This window comes from Gordonia sp. 11cp (assembly GCF_057767225.1).
This window is the reverse complement of sequence record NZ_CM173437.1, coordinates 852,300-868,809: the sequence shown is the minus strand read 5'-3', so window position 1 is coordinate 868,809 and position 16,510 is coordinate 852,300. Positions and strand designations below refer to the sequence as shown.

The 16,510-nt window shown below is 66.7% G+C and carries 15 protein-coding genes; 13 read left to right on the top strand and 2 right to left on the bottom strand.

Annotation, left to right across the window (positions count from 1 at the left end; all coding sequences use genetic code 11):
* Positions 1 to 262 precede the first annotated feature (262 nt).
* The gene (locus AC3B6C_RS03635) at positions 263 to 1,606 is read left to right on the top strand and encodes a phenylacetate--CoA ligase family protein (RefSeq protein ID WP_488374982.1); all 1,344 of its coding nucleotides are present in this window, start codon (positions 263 to 265) and stop codon (positions 1,604 to 1,606) included.
* A complete protein-coding gene (locus tag AC3B6C_RS03630) occupies positions 1,603 to 2,292 on the top strand; it encodes a hypothetical protein (RefSeq protein ID WP_488374981.1) in 690 nt (229 codons plus the stop codon). Before AC3B6C_RS03635 ends, AC3B6C_RS03630 begins: the two co-directional genes overlap by 4 nt.
* On the opposite strand, the gene AC3B6C_RS03625 is transcribed toward AC3B6C_RS03630, so the two are convergent.
* Together AC3B6C_RS03625 and AC3B6C_RS03620 are read right to left on the bottom strand one after the other, a co-directional pair.
* Positions 2,283 to 2,975, bottom strand: coding sequence for a TetR/AcrR family transcriptional regulator C-terminal domain-containing protein (locus tag AC3B6C_RS03625; protein WP_488374980.1), 693 nt, complete (start codon positions 2,973 to 2,975; stop codon positions 2,283 to 2,285). The genes AC3B6C_RS03630 and AC3B6C_RS03625 overlap by 10 nt on opposite strands.
* A gap of 81 nt (positions 2,976 to 3,056) precedes the next feature.
* Entirely contained in the window at positions 3,057 to 4,403 is a 1,347-nt protein-coding gene (locus tag AC3B6C_RS03620; RefSeq protein ID WP_488374978.1) for an acyl-CoA dehydrogenase family protein, read from the bottom strand.
* Positions 4,404 to 4,572: 169 nt separating this feature from the next.
* Between AC3B6C_RS03620 and AC3B6C_RS03615 the strand changes: the two genes are divergently transcribed.
* The 11 genes from AC3B6C_RS03615 (at position 4,573) to AC3B6C_RS03565 (ending at position 16,483) form a co-directional block, all read left to right on the top strand.
* Positions 4,573 to 5,670 carry an amidohydrolase family protein gene (locus tag AC3B6C_RS03615; RefSeq protein WP_488374977.1) on the top strand — a complete coding sequence of 366 codons (1,098 nt, stop codon included), beginning with the start codon at positions 4,573 to 4,575 and terminating at the stop codon, positions 5,668 to 5,670.
* Positions 5,671 to 5,804: 134 nt separating this feature from the next.
* Positions 5,805 to 6,344: a PaaI family thioesterase gene (locus tag AC3B6C_RS03610; RefSeq protein WP_488374976.1), complete on the top strand. Its 540-nt coding sequence runs from the start codon at positions 5,805 to 5,807 to the stop codon at positions 6,342 to 6,344.
* A 20-nt stretch (positions 6,345 to 6,364) separates the two neighbouring features.
* The gene (locus tag AC3B6C_RS03605; protein ID WP_488374975.1) at positions 6,365 to 6,757 is read left to right on the top strand and encodes a Zn-ribbon domain-containing OB-fold protein; all 393 of its coding nucleotides are present in this window, start codon (positions 6,365 to 6,367) and stop codon (positions 6,755 to 6,757) included.
* Positions 6,754 to 7,899, top strand: a complete 1,146-nt coding sequence (locus AC3B6C_RS03600; RefSeq protein ID WP_488374974.1) for a thiolase family protein — start codon at positions 6,754 to 6,756, stop codon at positions 7,897 to 7,899. The genes AC3B6C_RS03605 and AC3B6C_RS03600 overlap by 4 nt, the downstream gene beginning before the upstream one ends.
* Positions 7,896 to 9,395 (top strand): AMP-binding protein, encoded by a 1,500-nt coding sequence (locus AC3B6C_RS03595; RefSeq protein WP_488374973.1) that lies wholly within the window; start codon positions 7,896 to 7,898, stop codon positions 9,393 to 9,395. Before AC3B6C_RS03600 ends, AC3B6C_RS03595 begins: the two co-directional genes overlap by 4 nt.
* A 70-nt stretch (positions 9,396 to 9,465) precedes the next feature.
* A complete protein-coding gene (locus tag AC3B6C_RS03590) occupies positions 9,466 to 10,593 on the top strand; it encodes an acyl-CoA dehydrogenase family protein (protein ID WP_488374971.1) in 1,128 nt (375 codons plus the stop codon).
* Positions 10,594 to 10,606: 13 nt separating this feature from the next.
* Positions 10,607 to 11,065 carry a MaoC family dehydratase gene (locus AC3B6C_RS03585; RefSeq protein ID WP_488374970.1) on the top strand — a complete coding sequence of 153 codons (459 nt, stop codon included), beginning with the start codon at positions 10,607 to 10,609 and terminating at the stop codon, positions 11,063 to 11,065.
* 63 nt (positions 11,066 to 11,128) lie between these two features.
* The gene (locus tag AC3B6C_RS03580; RefSeq protein WP_488374969.1) at positions 11,129 to 11,950 is read left to right on the top strand and encodes an SDR family NAD(P)-dependent oxidoreductase; all 822 of its coding nucleotides are present in this window, start codon (positions 11,129 to 11,131) and stop codon (positions 11,948 to 11,950) included.
* An 86-nt stretch (positions 11,951 to 12,036) separates the two neighbouring features.
* Positions 12,037 to 12,807: a FadR/GntR family transcriptional regulator gene (locus tag AC3B6C_RS03575; RefSeq protein ID WP_488374968.1), complete on the top strand. Its 771-nt coding sequence runs from the start codon at positions 12,037 to 12,039 to the stop codon at positions 12,805 to 12,807.
* Between the two features lie 174 nt (positions 12,808 to 12,981).
* On the top strand, positions 12,982 to 15,735 hold the full coding sequence (locus tag AC3B6C_RS03570) for an ABC transporter permease subunit (RefSeq protein ID WP_488374967.1): 2,754 nt from the start codon (positions 12,982 to 12,984) through the stop codon (positions 15,733 to 15,735).
* The gene (locus tag AC3B6C_RS03565) at positions 15,728 to 16,483 is read left to right on the top strand and encodes an ABC transporter ATP-binding protein (protein WP_488374966.1); all 756 of its coding nucleotides are present in this window, start codon (positions 15,728 to 15,730) and stop codon (positions 16,481 to 16,483) included. Before AC3B6C_RS03570 ends, AC3B6C_RS03565 begins: the two co-directional genes overlap by 8 nt.
* Positions 16,484 to 16,510: the final 27 nt, after the last annotated feature.

The following is a 16,510-nucleotide window of genomic DNA, read 5'->3' as shown; positions in this document are numbered from 1 at the left end:
GCTCTGGTCGACGTGACAGCCGCAGGCGATGGTGAGCATGTCAGAGCTTCCTTAATCCGCTTAATTGATTGGATGTTTCCGAATTGTGCCTCAGAGGGGTGTGCGTGTAAAGCGAGCGGAGGGGGCTGCGCGATGTCCGTTTCACCCGAACTCTAAAAAGTTCAATCAGTTTACTGTATGGTGTGCGTTGGGTCACGTTGACGGCGACAGTTGGCATCCAGGTGTGCGTCTGCGCGGTCACCAACATGATGGAGGAAGATTGATGACTCAAAGCGGACTCGAAGAGGCGAGTCGCACAAAGAACGACGGGGATCACGAATTGCTGGAGCCGGCGATCGAGCTGGCCTCGCGGGAGGAGATAGCGGCCGGCCAGGAGGCGGCGGTCGTCGAACTCGTCCGCTACGCCTGGGACCACTCGCCCCTCTACCGTTCGCTGTGGGGCGATGCCGGTGTGACCCCGGACGACATCAAGACGCTCGAGGATTTCACCACCAAGATCCCGACCCTGTCGAAGTCGGACATCCAGGCGTATCGCGAACGAACCGGCGACCCCTTCGGCGGACTGCTCTGCGTCGAGCCGAGCGAGCTGGTGTCGGTGACCACGACGTCGGGTACCACGTCCGAGCCCGAGCCGATTCCCGAGATCTGGACCCAGGCACCCCCGTTGTCGACGGCGTCGGCGCGCGATCTCTATGCGCACGGGTTGCGGCCGGGTGATCGAGTCGTCGTGCCGGTCGGTAGTTTCCGCAACTATTGGGACGACTTCTACCACTCGCTGGGCCTGACTCCGGTCTTCGCCGACAGCTGGCTCGGCCAGGGCGAAGGGCTCATCCGGGCGATCAAGGAGCACCAGGTCGCCTACATGCAGGTCCACCTCCCGGCCATCATGGAGTTCGAGAAGCTCGAGTCGAAGTACGACCTTCGTGAGGTCTTCTCGTCGGTCAAGTTCTTCTCCTTCGCCGGACAACCGATGGGCGCCGCGCTCAAGCGCAAGGTGACCGAGGACTGGGGCGTCAAGATCGTCACCTACACGAGCGCGGGTGATACCGGAACAGCTTGGGAGGGGCCGGGTTTCGACGGGTTCCAGCTCTGGGAGGACACCATTCTCCCCGAGGTCTTGGACACCGTGACGGGTCAGGCGGTGGGGGACAACGAGGTCGGTGAGCTCGTCGCGACCGACCTGGACAACCGGGCGGCACCCTACATCCGATTCCGGTCGGGCGATCTCGTCCGCCTGACGCGTGGGCCGTCCTCGATCGGCCGGCAGCACGCCCGTTTCTGGGTGGCCGGTCGCAAGGGTGACGAGACGGTCATCGACGGAAAGGCGATCGTCGTCAGCGATGTGTGGCGGTTGGTCGAGACGCTGCCCGAACTCAGCGACGGAATGTTCCAGATCATCAGGACAGACGGCCCGATGAAGCGTCTGCGTCTGCGCGTCGGTTACGCACCCGAACGGACCGACGACGTCGGTGATGTCGAACAACGGGTGGTCGAGATCTTGGAAGCGGAACTGGGCGTCGGTGTGGATGTCGCCATGCTGACCCTGGAAGAGATCTTGCAGTACAGCTCAAGTGTGGCCAAGTTTCCCAGGACGGTGAAGGAATGACACGACAGACCATGTTGGCGGCGGCGAGTGAACTGCCGCGTTCTCCGATCTACGGAATCGGGGTACTCCGTTCCGGCGACGACATCGTCGACTACGAGATCGGGTGGGACGACTTCGAACGCGACACCGACTGGGCTCTCGCCCAGCTGACCGAGGCCGGGGTCACCGCCACCGATCACGTGCTCGTCACCACGCCCAATCACGAAGCCCCCTGGCTGAGTCCGCTGGTCCACGCGCTGCGCCGGATCGGTGCCACGTACACCCCCGCCGAGACATACGGGTGGGACGCAGCTCGATTCGTCTCGGTGCTCGGCAGGATGCCGATCACCGTGGTCATCGGACTCGGCTCCGAGACCCTGACGACGGTCGCCTCCCAGCATGACGATCTGCGGGCGTTCTTCTCCGGGGTCCGGTTGATCTGGGCGCGTGACGACGCGTACGGCGAGCTGTCCGAAGCCGGGGTCGAGGGTGCCGCCGCGCTCGCACTCATCGGGCCCGCGCTGGGTCTCGCGCAGCCGGGCACTCCCGACCTCGTGCGGGTCAACGGTGCGGAGTGGGCGCTACGCGATGAGAACGGCAGTGTCGTCGTGTCGAGCGTCGGACCACGGCGTGCCCCGCTGACCGACATCGTCGCCGACATCGACGGCGTCACGGTGGGAGCGGACGCCGTCCGTCTTCACTCCTGACGAGTCGGACCGTGCGGGTCCGCGTGGAGGAGATTCTCCTCGACGCGGACCCGCAGTCCGTCGATGAGGGTGGCCACACCGAAGTCGTAGTAATCGGCGCCGTGCAGGGAACCCAGATGCGTGACCATTCGCGACAGGGTCGGGGGGAGCGGCGTCCCGGTCGTGGGATCAGCCGCTACGCCGACCTGATAGCGGCCGAACAGATAGGTGTGGATCATCGCGTAGGCGAGAAGCACCTGTTCCTCCGCCAGCCCGGCGGACACCATGATGGCCATGAGTGCGTCGACCAGCCTCAGGTCCGAGGACAGCATGCGCTGCAGCAGCACGCCGGCAAGACCGGGGTGCTGCCGCAACCGGGCGTCGATGCCGTCGATCAGCAGCCGTAGGCGGACGTCCCAGGGCCCGGCATCCGGACCGGGGATCTCGATCTCGGCGAGGGTACGTCGCGCGACCAGGTCCAGCAGCTCCTGCTTGTCGGCGACGTAGGAGTAGGCCGCCATCTGCGAGCGGCCCAGTTCCCGGGACAGGCGGCGCATCGACAGCGCGTCGATGCCGTCGGTTCGTACGATCTTGAGTGCCGCGTCCACGATCTGCGCCTCGGTGAGTGTGGAGGGACGCCCTCTGGTGCGTTTCGGTGCGGGGGCGTCCGACTCGACGCTCACAACCTCGGGGTTCGCTGCCACAGCGGCAGTGTACTCACCGGCCGGAGCACCTGAGCTCGTCGCGATGAGTGCACTGCCGCCGGGGGCGTCGGTGGGCAACCGTCAGATCCCGAGGCGTTCGAGCAACCGCTCGTGGGCGAGTGCCGGGCCCCCCAGGAGGAGGTCGGTGTAACGGGCGCCGTGCTGGATCCGCTCGCTGGTCTCGGCATCGATCTCGGTGGTGGCGGAGCTGAGATGCAGGGCCACCCGACGGGCGGCGTTCGAACAACCGATGTGGGCCATCGCAGCAGCTGTGCCCGCGGCGTCGATGTCGTCTTCGCCCTGGGAGCGGACCGCGCGGTACCACAATGCGGTCGCGCCGGCCCGTCGCACCTCGAGCTCGGCAACCTGCCGGGTGTAGCGCAACCACGACGCGTCGTCGGCACACGACGGCGGGACTGTGGACAGGTCCTTGAGTGCGCGATCGACGATGCCCATCTGCTCGCCGGCAAGTGTGGTGGTCGCCTTGTCGACGGTTCGGTTCATGGTGCGGCCGGCTGCTCCCTCACGGCCGATGAGACGGGCCGGCGCATCGGAGAACGTGATGCGGAACAGGGGTCGTTCCGGGTCGAGCGAGTCGAGTGCCTCGACGGTGACCCCGGGAGCATTGCGGTCGACGAGGTACAACGACGGTCCACCGGTAGTGCGAGCGATCACCAGCAGGATCTCGGCGCGGTCGGCACCGGGTACGTACCACTTCTCGCCGGTGATCTGCCATCCGTCGCCATCCGGAGTGGCCCGCGTCTTGACCAGGGCCGGGTCCCACGACCCGGTCTTCTCCGCCGCGGCGAGCGTGGACCGTTCCAGTTCGATGGACTCGGTGGGCGAAGCGGCGATCCGGAACGCTTGTGCCGCCAGGCCCGCCGAGGCGAAGTAGTCGGTGGTCGACAGGCTGTATCCGGCCGAGTACGAGACCTTCGCCAGGCCGAACGGCGACGCGTCGAATGCTCGCTCGGCCCATTTGTCCTCCGGCAGATTCGTCGCCAGGGATTCGTTCCGCTCGATCACCCGTCCGGTCACATCGGTCGCAACGGTGTCCAGAGCACGCTCCGCGGCCGACCACAGCGAACTCGTGGCCGAGACGAGCGGCAGCAGTGCCTCGCGGAACGGGTTGCCCGTGTCGGCGAGCAGCCGCGGTCCGAGGACTTCGGCGACGAATTCGCCGGCGGCGGCGAGAACACGCGATTCTGCTGTCTCCAGAACGGCCGCAGCGCATTCCACGTCTCCCACCCGCAGTTCGCGGACCGCGGCCAGATCGACCAGGAGCTCACTGAGCGCGCGGCGCAAGGCGCGGTCGTCCCATGTCCAGGTCGATCGCATCAGTGCGGACAGGTTCTCCGGCGTCAGCAACGCGAGCAGGTCCTCGCGTTGTGTGGCCGAGAGCTGGGTGACGTCGGTCATCGGGTCCATCGGGGGCCTCCTCGGGGCGTGTGATCAGCGTTCTGTCGAAGTTCTGCTACGCAGTACCGCTTATTTACGTTACAGTGTAAAGTATGTCGAGGAGAGAGGCCAGTGGCCTCCGTCGGCACAGTCGCTCAGCCGAATCACATAGCAGCCGCAATCACATAGAGGAGGACTCATGACCACTGTGATGCCCGCACCGGCGGGAGAAGCCACCGAGGAAAAGATCTTGGCCCACTCGGGTGACTCCCACCTGATGGAGCCCGAAGATCTGTGGACCTCGCGCCTGCCCAAGGCGCTGGCAGATCGGGCACCTCGATCCGAACGCGGTGAGAAGTACGAGATCGTCTACATCGACGGCACCCAGATCGACCGCCAGCTCAACGACTTCATGGACGCGATGCGTCCTCCGGGCTTCCTGGATCTGAAGATCCGGTTGCAGGACCTGGACCAGGAGGGCGTGCAGTCCCAGTTGGCCTTCCCGTCGATGGGATTCTGGGTCTGCAACATCCGGGACCCCGAGCTCGAGAACGCGGTCGCCAGGGCGTGGAACGACTGGGCGGTCGAAGAAGTGATGTCGGTCCAGGATCGCATCTTCGCCCCGGCGATCGTCCCGCTGATGGACGTCAAGAACGCGGTCGCGGAGGCCGAGCGTGCAGCGGAACTGGGATTCAAGGCGCTCTACTTCCCCTGCGGCATCTCCGACGATCGCGCGTGGGGACTGGACATCTGGGAGCCGCTGTGGGCCAAGGCCGAGGAACTCGCCCTGCCCCTGACCTTCCATATCGGGACCGGTGCCCAGAACGTGGTCTACCGGGGTCCCGGCGGCGCGGTGGTCAACTACATGGAGACCACGTACCCGGGCATGCGGGTCGTCACCCACCTCGTCGCGGGCGGCGCCCTCGATCGCCATCCGGATCTGAAGGTGCTGGTCGCCGAAGGTGGTGCGGGTTGGGTGCCGGCGATCGGCGACCGAATGGACGAGGCCTACCGTCAGCACGGGATGTTCGTGCGCCCGAGACTGTCCCGGTTGCCCAGTGAGATCGTGCGGCAGCAGGTCTTCGCCTCGTTCCAGCACGACATCAGTGCGGTCCAGGTCATCAAGGACACGAACTACGACAACGTGCTGTGGGGCGACGACTACCCCCACCTCGAAGGCACCTACGGGCACACCCAGCAGACTCTGCGGACGGTGTTCGACGGTGTCGAGGACAACATCCGTGATCGGGTCCTCCGCGGCTCGTTCGAGGAGCTGTTCCCCTCCGTCGTGAAGTAGTCCTCAGCCGGTACGGCCGCGGAGTCCTTTCTCCGCGGCCGTACCCACCTGGCAGTCGGTGACGAGGAGTTGCCGTCGTCTCGCAGGCAGCCGCCCGTCATCCAGTCGCCCGTCATCCAAAGGGGAAACACACGGTGTCCGAACGAATCGACCACATCAACGGCGCCGACGGTGCGATCGCCAACAGGCTCGACCCCTCATCGCCCTTCTACGCGCCACAGTCGCCCGGTGGTGTGAGTCTGTGCCATGGCTGCCACGCCCTCGGAGAATGTCGGTTCGGTATCCACTCGGAGGTCCTCGGTGACGACGGCACGATCGTCAGCGAGGTCGTGTGTCCCCCCGAAGAGGAAGGTGGGCCCCAGGTCGCGCACGGCGGTTGGACCGCGGGCGTGATGGACGAGTTGGTCGGGCACGCCCTCCTCGTCAGAGATGAGCTGGCGGTGACCGGCACCCTCACCGTGAAGTTCGTCAAGCCGGTCCCGGTCGAGTGGGACTTGATCGGCCGGAGTTGGATCGTCGAACGCGACGGAAGGAAGGTCTCGGTTCGCGCGACCCTTGAGCTCGCTGAATCCAAAGCCATTGTCGCAGAAGCTGATGCGATCATGATCAAACGGCCGGCGAACCACTTCGATGCGCACTACGAGTGGCTGAAGAGCCTTCCGTCAAATAGTTAAACAATGTTACTCTTTAGACCATGGCAGACTTCGTTTCACCGTCAGACCTGTACCGAGTGGACGACGACGGCGTCCATCTGCTGGCCTCCACGTCGTCGATTTCCGACTACCTGGTGTTCCCGGCCGAACCCGGACAGGAAATCCACGAACTGAGCCCCGAGGGGCCGCTGTTCACCTGGACCAGCCAGGAGTTCCCCCCGCCGTCCCCGCCCGCGGTCCGCGACGGCGAGTTCCGTTCCTACGGTGTCGGATACGTCGAGTTCCCGGAGGGCCTGCTGGTCGAGGGCCGGCTCACGACCTGCGATCCGGAGACCCTCGCGATCGGCACCCACATGAAGGTCGTGACGATCCCGTTCGCGGGTGGCGAGACCTTCGCCTTCGCGCCCGCCGACCTCATCGAGGAGAAGTCATGACAGATGCGGCAATCATCGGCGTCGGGATGCACCCGTTCGGCCGCTTCCCCGGGAAGTCGGCTCTGGACATGGGTGCGCATGCACTCAAGACGGCTCTCGACGACGCCGGGATCGCGTGGTCGGACGTCCAGATCGGCTTCGCCGGAAGCCTGGAGGTCTCGAACCCCGACTCGGTGATCGCGAAGGTGGGGCTTTCGGGCATTCCGGTGTACGGGGTGTTCAACGGGTGCGCCACGGCGAACACCGCGCTGTCGATGGCGGTCAAGGCGGTCGAGCACGGAGATGCCGACATCGCTGTCGCCGTCGGATTCGACAAGCATCCGAAGGGGGCGTTCGCCGCGGATCCCTCCGTTCTCGGTCTGCCCGACTGGTACGCCCAGACCGGGCTGTTCCTCACCACCCACTTCTTCGGGATGAAGATCAACCGGTACATGCACGACCACGGCATCTCCGCGCAGACGCTCGCGCGCGTGGCCGCGAAGAACCTCCGCAACGGTGCGCGAAACGAGCTGGCCTGGCGCCGGAAGCCGTTGACCGAGGACGAGATCCTGGCCGCGCCGTACCTCAATTACCCTCTGACGCAGTACATGTACTGTGCGCCGGATGAGGGCGCCGCGGCCATCGTCGTGTGCCGTGCGGATCGAGCAGCCCAGTATCAGAAGACGCCGATCCGGGTGGCGGCGTCGGTGCTGCGCACGCGTCGGGAGGGTGCTTTCGAGATGCAGGCACCGTCGCTGCCGATCACCGGGGCCCCGAGTCCGTCCGTGGACGCGTCGCGAGCCGCGTACGAAGCGGCCGGAGTCGCGCCGGCGGACGTGGGTGTGGCGCAGCTGCAGGACACCGACGCCGGCTCCGAGATCATGCACATGGCCGAGAACGGGTTCTGCGCGGACGGAGATCAGGAGAAGTTGATCGCCGACGGGCACACCGAGATCGGCGGCGCCCTGCCGGTGAACACCGACGGCGGGCTGATCGCGAACGGGGAACCCATCGGGGCGTCGGGGCTCCGACAGATCCACGAGGTGGTCCTCCAGATGCGCGGGCAGGCCGGTGACCGGCAGGTGCCCGAGATCCCGAAGGTCGGCTACACCCATCTGTACGGGTCGCCGGGAACCGGGGCAGTCACGATCCTGGTCCGATGACATCCACGACGGACATCTTCTCTCCCGAATGGTCTGATCGGACCGCGCTCGTCCTCGAGCCGGGCGGCGAGACGATCACCTTCGGAGAGTTGGAGGCTCTGTCGCATCGGGGCGCCCATTTTCTGCGGTCACAGGGCCTGCGGATCGGGGACACCGTGGCTCTGGTGCTGGAGAACCGGCTCGAACTACTCGTTCTCGCGTTCGCGGCACAGCGCAGCGGCCTGTACTACGCCGCTGTCAACACACACCTGACCGCGCCGGAGGCGAGCTACATCGTCGAGGACTGCGGATCAACGGTCGTCATCTCGTCGGCGCAATGCCTCGATCTGGTCGCCGGGACGAATGCCCGGAAGTTCAGCGTCGACGCGGTCGACGTCGACGGCTGGGCCCGTCTCGATCTCGAGTCGTATCCGGCGTCGCCGATCGACGATCAGGCCGAGGGTGACTTCCTGCTGTATTCGTCGGGGACCACCGGGCGGCCGAAGGGAATCGAGCGGAAGCTGGCCGGCGGTGACTTCGGGACCTACCCGGATCTGCCGGGCAAGTGGTTGTCCGGCTTGCTCGGGCTCGTTCCCGGAGATGTGTATCTGTGCCCGGCACCGCTGTACCACGCAGCCCCGCTGGCCTGGTCGATGGGCGCATTGCGCCACGGCGCGAGCGTGATCGTGATGCGCGGGTTCGACGCCGCCGAGGCGTTGGCACTCATCGAACGTCATCGCGTCACCCACAGTCAGTGGGTGCCCACGATGTTCGTCCGGATGCTCAAACTCGACCCCCGGGTGCGCGACCGGTACGACCTCTCGAGTCATCGCGTGGCGGTGCATGCCGCCGCGGCCTGTCCGATAGAGGTGAAGAAGCAGATGATCGCGTGGTGGGGTCCGATCCTCTTCGAGTTCTACTCGTCGACTGAGGGTGCCGGAGCGACCAGCATCTTCTCGCAGGAGTGGCTCGAGAGGCCGGGGTCGGTCGGTCGTCCACTGCTGGGGACGCCCGAGATACTCGACGACGACCACAATCCGCTGCCGGCCGGTGAGATCGGGGTCATCTGGTTCAGCGGTGGCACAGAGTTCCGCTATCACGGGGACGAGGCCAAGACCGCCGAAGCCTTCGATTCGAGGGGTAGGGCATCGGTCGGTGACATGGGTTGGCTCGACGACGACGGCTACCTCTACATCGCGGACCGACGCACCGACCTGATCATCACCGGCGGCGTCAATGTGTACCCGCGCGAGATCGAGGACACGCTGATCACTCATCCCGACGTGCTCGACGTCGCAGTCGTCGGGCTCGAGGATGCGGAGATGGGACGACGGGTCGTGGCCTTCGTCGAGCTCCGGCCGGGCACGGCGGCCGCCGAGGTACCCGCCCGGCTGACGGAGTTCTGTCGGAAGACGTTGGCGGGGTTCAAGATCCCGCGGGAGATCCGCGTCGTCGACTCGTTGCCGCGGACGCCGACGGGCAAACTGCGCAAGCATCGACTGGTGGGTTCGGCATGACCGGATGTTGCGCGGGCGGCATGTCTTTCCAGGGTCCGACAGCGCAACGAGGTGCGACCGGAGGCACACTGTGGCATTGACACCGACAGAAGAGCAGGGCGCGCTCCGCGACGTCATGCGGGCGTTCGTCGGGAAGTACTCGGCGGAAGCGCAGGTCCGGAGGCTGATCGACAGCGGTGAAAGCCACGATCACGATGCGTGGCTGGCGCTCTCGGGACAGATCGGTGCCCCGGCGCTGGCCGTTCCGGAGGAGTACGGCGGTGTCGGTTTCGGACTCGGGGAACTCGCGGTGATCCTCGAAGAAGCCGGGCGCGTGCTGTTCCCGTCGCCGTTTCTCGCGTCGAGCGTGCTCGCCACGTACGCGATCGTCGGCGCCGACGATCCGGTTCTGAGCCCAGAGCTGTTGCCGCAGATGGCCTCCGGCGATGTGCTGGCGACCGTTGCGGTCTCGGACACCGGCCTCGACCTGGTGGACGGTGGCGGGACCCGTGCCGACAGTCGCAACGGTCGATGGACGGTCACCGGGGTGAAGGAGTTCGTGCTCGCTGCCCCCGCTGCCGACTTCGCGGTCGTGTCGGCGACCGCGCCGTCAGGACTCTCGCTCTTCGTCGTCGATCTCCGCGACTCCGCTGCCGTCGTGCACCCGCGTGCCGGCGTCGATCCGACCCGTTCGTTCGGGCGACTCGTCCTGGACGACGCGCCCGCCAGGCTGCTGGGCGTCGAGGGGGCCGCGATCCCTGCCCTGTCCCGGCTCTCCGACATCGCCTCGGTCGCCCTCGCGTGCGAACAGGTGGGCGCAGCGTCGGCGGTCCTGGACGGCATCGTGGAGTACTTGAAGATGCGGCACCAGTTCGGCCGTCCGATCGGCTCATTCCAGGCGTTGAAACATCGCTGTGCCGATCTCCTGGTCGAACTCGAACAGTCGCGGTCGGCCGTGGTCTACGCCGTGACCGCCGTCGAGCGCGACGCCGACGACCTCTCCCTCGCCGCATCCATCGCCAACGTCACCTGTTCGGAAGCGCTGTACCACGTCGCGGCGGAGAGCATCCAGATGTACGGCGGGATCGGGTTCACCTGGGAGCACCCGGCTCACCTCTATTTCAAACGGGCCGAGCTCGACCGGGCGTTGTTCGGATCGCCCGATCAGCACCGGGCCCGCATCGCGCAACTGGTCGGCCTCGCGCCGTCGAACACCTAAGGAGAGCAATCGAATGCGTACATTCACCTCGACCGAGGACATCCTCGGCGCCGTCGGTACCGAGCTGGGCACCTCTGACTGGGTCGAGATCACCCAGGAGCGGATCAACACCTTTGCCGAGGCGACCGGCGATCACCAGTGGATCCATGTCGACGTCGAGCGGGCGACCGCCGAGAGCCCGTTCGGCGGACCCATCGCCCACGGGTACCTGTCGCTCTCCCTCCTCCCGATGCTCGGCTGGCAGATCTACACGATCCAGGGGGCTGCCATAGGAATCAACTACGGATCGAACAAGGTTCGGTTCATCAACCCGGTGCCCGCCGGGTCGCGGGTCCGCCTGCACGCCACGCTGAAAGAGGCGGAGTCGCTGCCGAACGGATCGCTGCAGATGATCGTCGCCCAGACCCTCGAGATCGACGGCATCACGAAGCCCGCTCTGGTGGCCGAGACCATCAGCCGGGTGACCTTCTGAGCCGGGTGGGAACCCGCACCGGACCGGCCGCACTGCGGTGCATGAGACAAGGAGCCCGAACAGGTGGATGAGCTGAAGGACAAGGTCGCGATCGTCACGGGTGGTGGCAGCGGGATCGGTGCGCGTACTGCCCGGATGTTCGCGCTGGAGGGGGCCACGGTGGTGGTCGCCGATCTGAATCAGCAAGCGGCGCAGGAAGTCGCGGACGGGATCACGGAGGCGGGCGGTCGAGCGGGTGCCGTCGCTTTCGATCTCGGCGACGAGGACTCGATCGCCGACATGATCGCGTCGGCGGTCTCCTTCGGCGGAGGCCTCGACGTCGTGTTCAACAACGCCGCGGCCACCCACCTCGCCGGTCAGCGAGACCAGCCGATCGCCGATGCCGATCCGTCGGTGTGGGACGACACCTTCCGGATCAACGTCCGGGGCACCATGCTGTGCACGAAACTCGCTGCACCCCATATCATTGCGCGCGGTGGTGGCTCCATCATCAACACGTCGTCGGACGCGGGGATGACGGGTGACATCGGGCACCCGGCGTACGGTGCCAGCAAGTCCGCCATCGTGCGGATGACGACCTACGTCGCGCTGGAGTACGGGAAGCAGGGCCTCCGCTGCAACGCGATCTCACCGGGCTTGATCGTCACCCCGGCGACCGAGTCGACGTGGGCGGCGGGACCGATGCGGGATCTGATGCTGCGGCAGCATCTGACACCTCGGTTGGGGTCGCCGGACGACGTCGCCAACGCGGCGGTCTTTCTCGCCTCGGACCGCTCCGGGTTCATCACCGGCCAGGTGATCGCCGTCGACGGCGGCCTGCTCTCGCATGCGCCCTACGCGGCTGACCTCACCGACTTGATGGCCGGCGCCCGGCAGTCCGGCTGATCCTGCCGGCTACCGCACGGGGATGCCCGGGTCGACAGGCGACCACGCACCCCCGCTGCGGGCATCCGCCCGGTTACTGTGAACGCGTGACGCCTTTCGAGCATGCGCCGTCGACGCGGCGGCGTGCGGACCGGGCCTCCGACCAGGTGGCCGCGGAGCTGAGGCGGCGGATCATCCTCGGCGAGGTGGGCGACGGTGACGCACTCACCCCGGAGCGCGATCTCCTCGACGAGTTCGGGGTCTCCCGCCCGACTCTGCGCGAAGCGATGCGCGTGCTCGAGGCCGAGTCGCTGATCGACATCCCCCGGGGCTCCCGCCGCGGCGCCCGCGCCCGGACCCCCAAGGTCGAGACCTCCGCGCGCTACCTGGCCATGGTCCTGGAATTCCGTTCGGTGACCGTCGCCGATGTGTTCGCCGCCGCCTGCGCTCTCGAGGCGCCGTGTGCGGCGGCGCTCGCCGACAACCGGGACCCCGACGACGTCGCCCGGTTACGGGAGACCGTGGCCGCGGAGAAGCAGGCCACCGGCGAGCCGGAGCGGCTCCTCGAGTTGCAGAACCTGTTCCATCGCCAGGTCGTCGAGCTGGCGGGTAACGAGACGCTCCTGGTCGTGATCGACATACTCCGCACGGTCATCGAGAGCGCCACCCACAGGTATCTCGTCGGTGCCGCCGAGTCCCCGCAGGAGCGAAACCGTGCTTCGCTGCGCGGAATTCGTGCCCATGACCGGTTGGTGGAGCTGATCGAGGCCGGTGACGCCGCGAACGCCGCGGCGCTGTGGCGCAGGCAGATACTCGCGACCGGCGAACACCTCCGCCGGTCCGGCGTCAACGTGTCGATCGCCGACCTGATGTTGTGACCCGGCACCCCGATTCCGTGCCGTAGATAGTGAGCTTGAGTAACGAACCTTGCCTTTCGTGAGCTGAGTCACTATACATATGAATCAGTTATCTGATTCATATGTATACGGAGACTTCATGACACTCGTTCGTCCTACCCGGACGGCCCATCCCGCACCGGCGAGGTGTACGCGATGACCGAACAGCTCACGTTCCTGTTGCTCGGGCTGGGCAGCGGGGCGGTCTACGGCGCGCTGGCGCTGGGCATCGTGCTGACCTACCGGAGTTCCGGAGTCGTGAACTTCGCCACCGGCTCGATCGCGCTGTTCGGTGCATACGTGTACGCGTACCTGCGCATGGGGCAGCTGATCATCCCGGTGCCAGGGCTCCCGGCGACGGTCGACATCGGCTACCGGCTGGACTTCGTGCCGGCTGCCCTCGTCGCCGTGGGGGCGTGTGCAGTGCTCGGCCTCCTGTTGTACGTCGTCGTCTTCCGTCCGCTCCGTACCGCGCCCGCGGTTGCCAAGGCCGTTGCCGCGCTGGGTGTTTCGTTGTTCATCGCCGCTCTGTTCGTGGTCCGTTTCGGTACCTCCGCGGTGACCGCGACCGGCATCTTCCCGGATGGGCTCTGGCGACTCGGCGACGCTGCCATCCCGCTGGACCGCATCTACTTCGCCGGCACGATCCTGGCGGTCTCGGTCCTGCTCTGGCTGGCCTTCAGGTACAGCCGCTTCGGACTCGCGACGCGCGCGGCGGCCGAGACCGAGCGCGGCGCCTATGTCAGCGGACTGTCCCCGGACCGCCTCGCGGCGCTCAACTGGGTGATCAGTTCGGCGGTGGCCGGGCTCGCGGGCATCCTGATCACGCCGATCGTCCCGGTCGTGCCGATCGCATACACGCTCTTCATCGTGCCCGCGCTGGCCGCGGCGGTTCTCGCGCGATTCGACATGGTGATCGTCGCGGTCGCTGCGGGACTGGCGATCGGGATGCTGCAGTCCTGGGTCCAGAACCTGGCCAGCTCGTATGACTTCCTACCGGGGTCGGGTCTGCCCGAGTTGGTCCCCCTGGTCCTCATCATGGCGGTCTTGTTCCTCCGGTCGAAACCACTCCCCGAGCGCGGGGCGATCGTCTTGCAGAACCTGGGCAAGGCTCCCCGGCCGAACCACATCACCGTCCCGGCGATCGTGCTCGGCATCGCCACCGTCGTCGCTCTGCTGCTCTTGAGTGAACGTCTGCGGGCCGGCCTCATCCTGTCGCTGATCATGGCGGTGATCGCATTGTCGATCGTGGTCGTCACCGGTTACGCGGGCCAGGTGTCGTTGGCGCAGTTGACGATTGCGGGCGTGGCCGGATTCCTGGTCGGCCCGATCACGCAGCACTGGCACCTGGGCTTTCCGTGGTCGCCGCTGCTGGCGGCCACCGTGGCCGCGGCGATAGGTCTCCTCATCGGACTACCGGCCCTGCGGATCAGAGGACTCGCGGTCGCCGTGGTGACGCTGGCGATGGCGTTCGCCGTCGAGGCGATCTGGTTCCGCAACGCCGACGTGGTCGGGTCCTCGGGCGTCGTGGTGCCGTCCCCGCAGCTGTTCGGTCTCGACCTCGGCATCGGAGTGGGCCAGGAGTATCCGCGGGTGACCTTCGGATTGCTGTGTCTGGTCGTCCTCGTCGCCGCCGGCGTGGGGGTCGCGCTGTTGCGGCGGAGCCGACTCGGCTCGCAGATGCTCGCGGTCCGGGCGAACGAGAAATCCGCCGCCGCCGCCGGCGTGCACGTCGTGCGGGTGAAGGTCCTCGCGTTCACCATCGGGGCCTTCCTCGCGGGACTCGGCGGATCGCTCCTCGCCTACCAGCAACAGACGGTCACCTTCGAGGCGTTCTCGGCGATGGCGTCCGTGGCATTCTTCGCGACGGTCTATCTGGCCGGTGCGACGTCGACCTCGGGTGGTCTGCTGGCCGGCTTCATCGCTGCGAACGGTGTGCTGTACATCGCCATCGACGAGGCCGTGGGAATCGGCGACTGGTACCCGGCGATCATGAGCCTTCTGCTCATCCTGACGGTGGTCCTCAACCCGGAGGGGATCGTCGGGCCGCCACAAGCCTGGTGGAGCAGGTATCGAGCATCTCGGGCCGCGGCTCATCCGCAGGACACCGATGATGCGGATCGTCCGGCCGAACCGGAGAACGCGCCGGCACCGGTGCCGACGGCGACGGCCCTGGAAGAGCGGACTGTTCTCGAATTACGGGATCTCTCCGTCCATTACGGTGGCGTCACCGCCGTCGACAAGGTCTCACTGAGTGTCGGGGCGGGCCAGCTGGTCGGACTGATCGGCCCCAACGGTGCGGGCAAGACCAGCGTCATCGACGCGATCAGCGGGTTCGCGAAGTGCGACGGCGAGGTGTTGCTCGACGGCGCCGACATCACTGCGAAGCCTCCGCACCGGCGTGTGCACGACGGTCTGTGCCGCACGTTCCAGGCGATCGAGCTGTACGAGGACATGTCCGTCCTGGAGAACGTGACGGTCGGGCTACAGACCTCGGACGGTGAGAAGCACGCGGACGCCCAGCGGCGGCTGGCCGATCTGCTCTCACGGCTCGGGCTGTGGGGTGACCGGGATCGACCCGCAGGTGAATTGTCGCAAGGACAGCGGCAATTGGTCTCCATCGCGCGCGCCATGGCGGGTGACCCCGCGGTCCTGCTCCTGGACGAGCCGGGCGGCGGCCTCGACACCACCGAGAGCCGTTGGCTGGGCGAGCGGTTGCGCGCCATCCGCGATGGCGGGGTGGGCATCCTCATGGTCGACCACGACATGGATCTCGTCTTCGGCGCGTGCGACCTCGTGTATGTCGTCGACTTCGGCAGCGTGATCGCCTGTGGCACACCGAGTGAGGTGTCGGCTCATCCGGCCGTCGCCGAAGCCTATCTGGGACGAAAGGCGGCCACCCATGGCTGAGGTCATCGCATCCGGACAGGATGCCGGGGCGCGGACGTCGTCCGTTCCGGTCCTCGAATGTCGTTCGCTCGGAGTCGGTTACGGCACTGTGCATGTCGCCCGCGACATCGACGTGTCGCTGGGCCGGGGGCAGATCCTCGCACTCCTGGGCCCGAACGGTGCGGGCAAGACCACGCTTCTCTCCTCGCTGGCCGGGCTCCTGCCCACGCTGGACGGCGAGATACTGCTCAACGGAACCCGTCTGCCATCCGGGCGTGCCCGGCTGGCGAACAAGCGCGGCGTGGTCCTGGTGCCCGACGACAGGGCGCTCTTCACCCGGCTGACGGTCCGCGAGAACCTCCGGGTGGCTCATTCGTCGGACAGGTTGACCTTCGACGACATCGTCGACCTGTTCCCCGGCCTGGGCCGCCGTGAGCATGTTCCCGCAGGCGCGCTGTCCGGTGGCGAGCAACAGATGCTCGCGGTCGCGAGGGCACTTGTACAGGACCCCGAGGTTCTGCTCATCGACGAGATGAGCATGGGTCTGGCGCCGGTGATCGTGGAGGACCTGTTGCCGGTGGTCCGCCGGATCGCCGACGAACTCGGCGCTGTGGTCGTTCTCGTCGAGCAACACGTCCATCTCGCCCTCGAGGTGGCCGACGAGGTCCTCGTCCTCGTCCACGGGGAGGTCCGGGATCGAGGGCGCGCGTCCGACTTCGTGACCGATCCCGATCGCCTGGAACGTGTCTACCTGGGCAGCACTTTCTGAATCGACACCCGCCCGAGGCCGACCGGC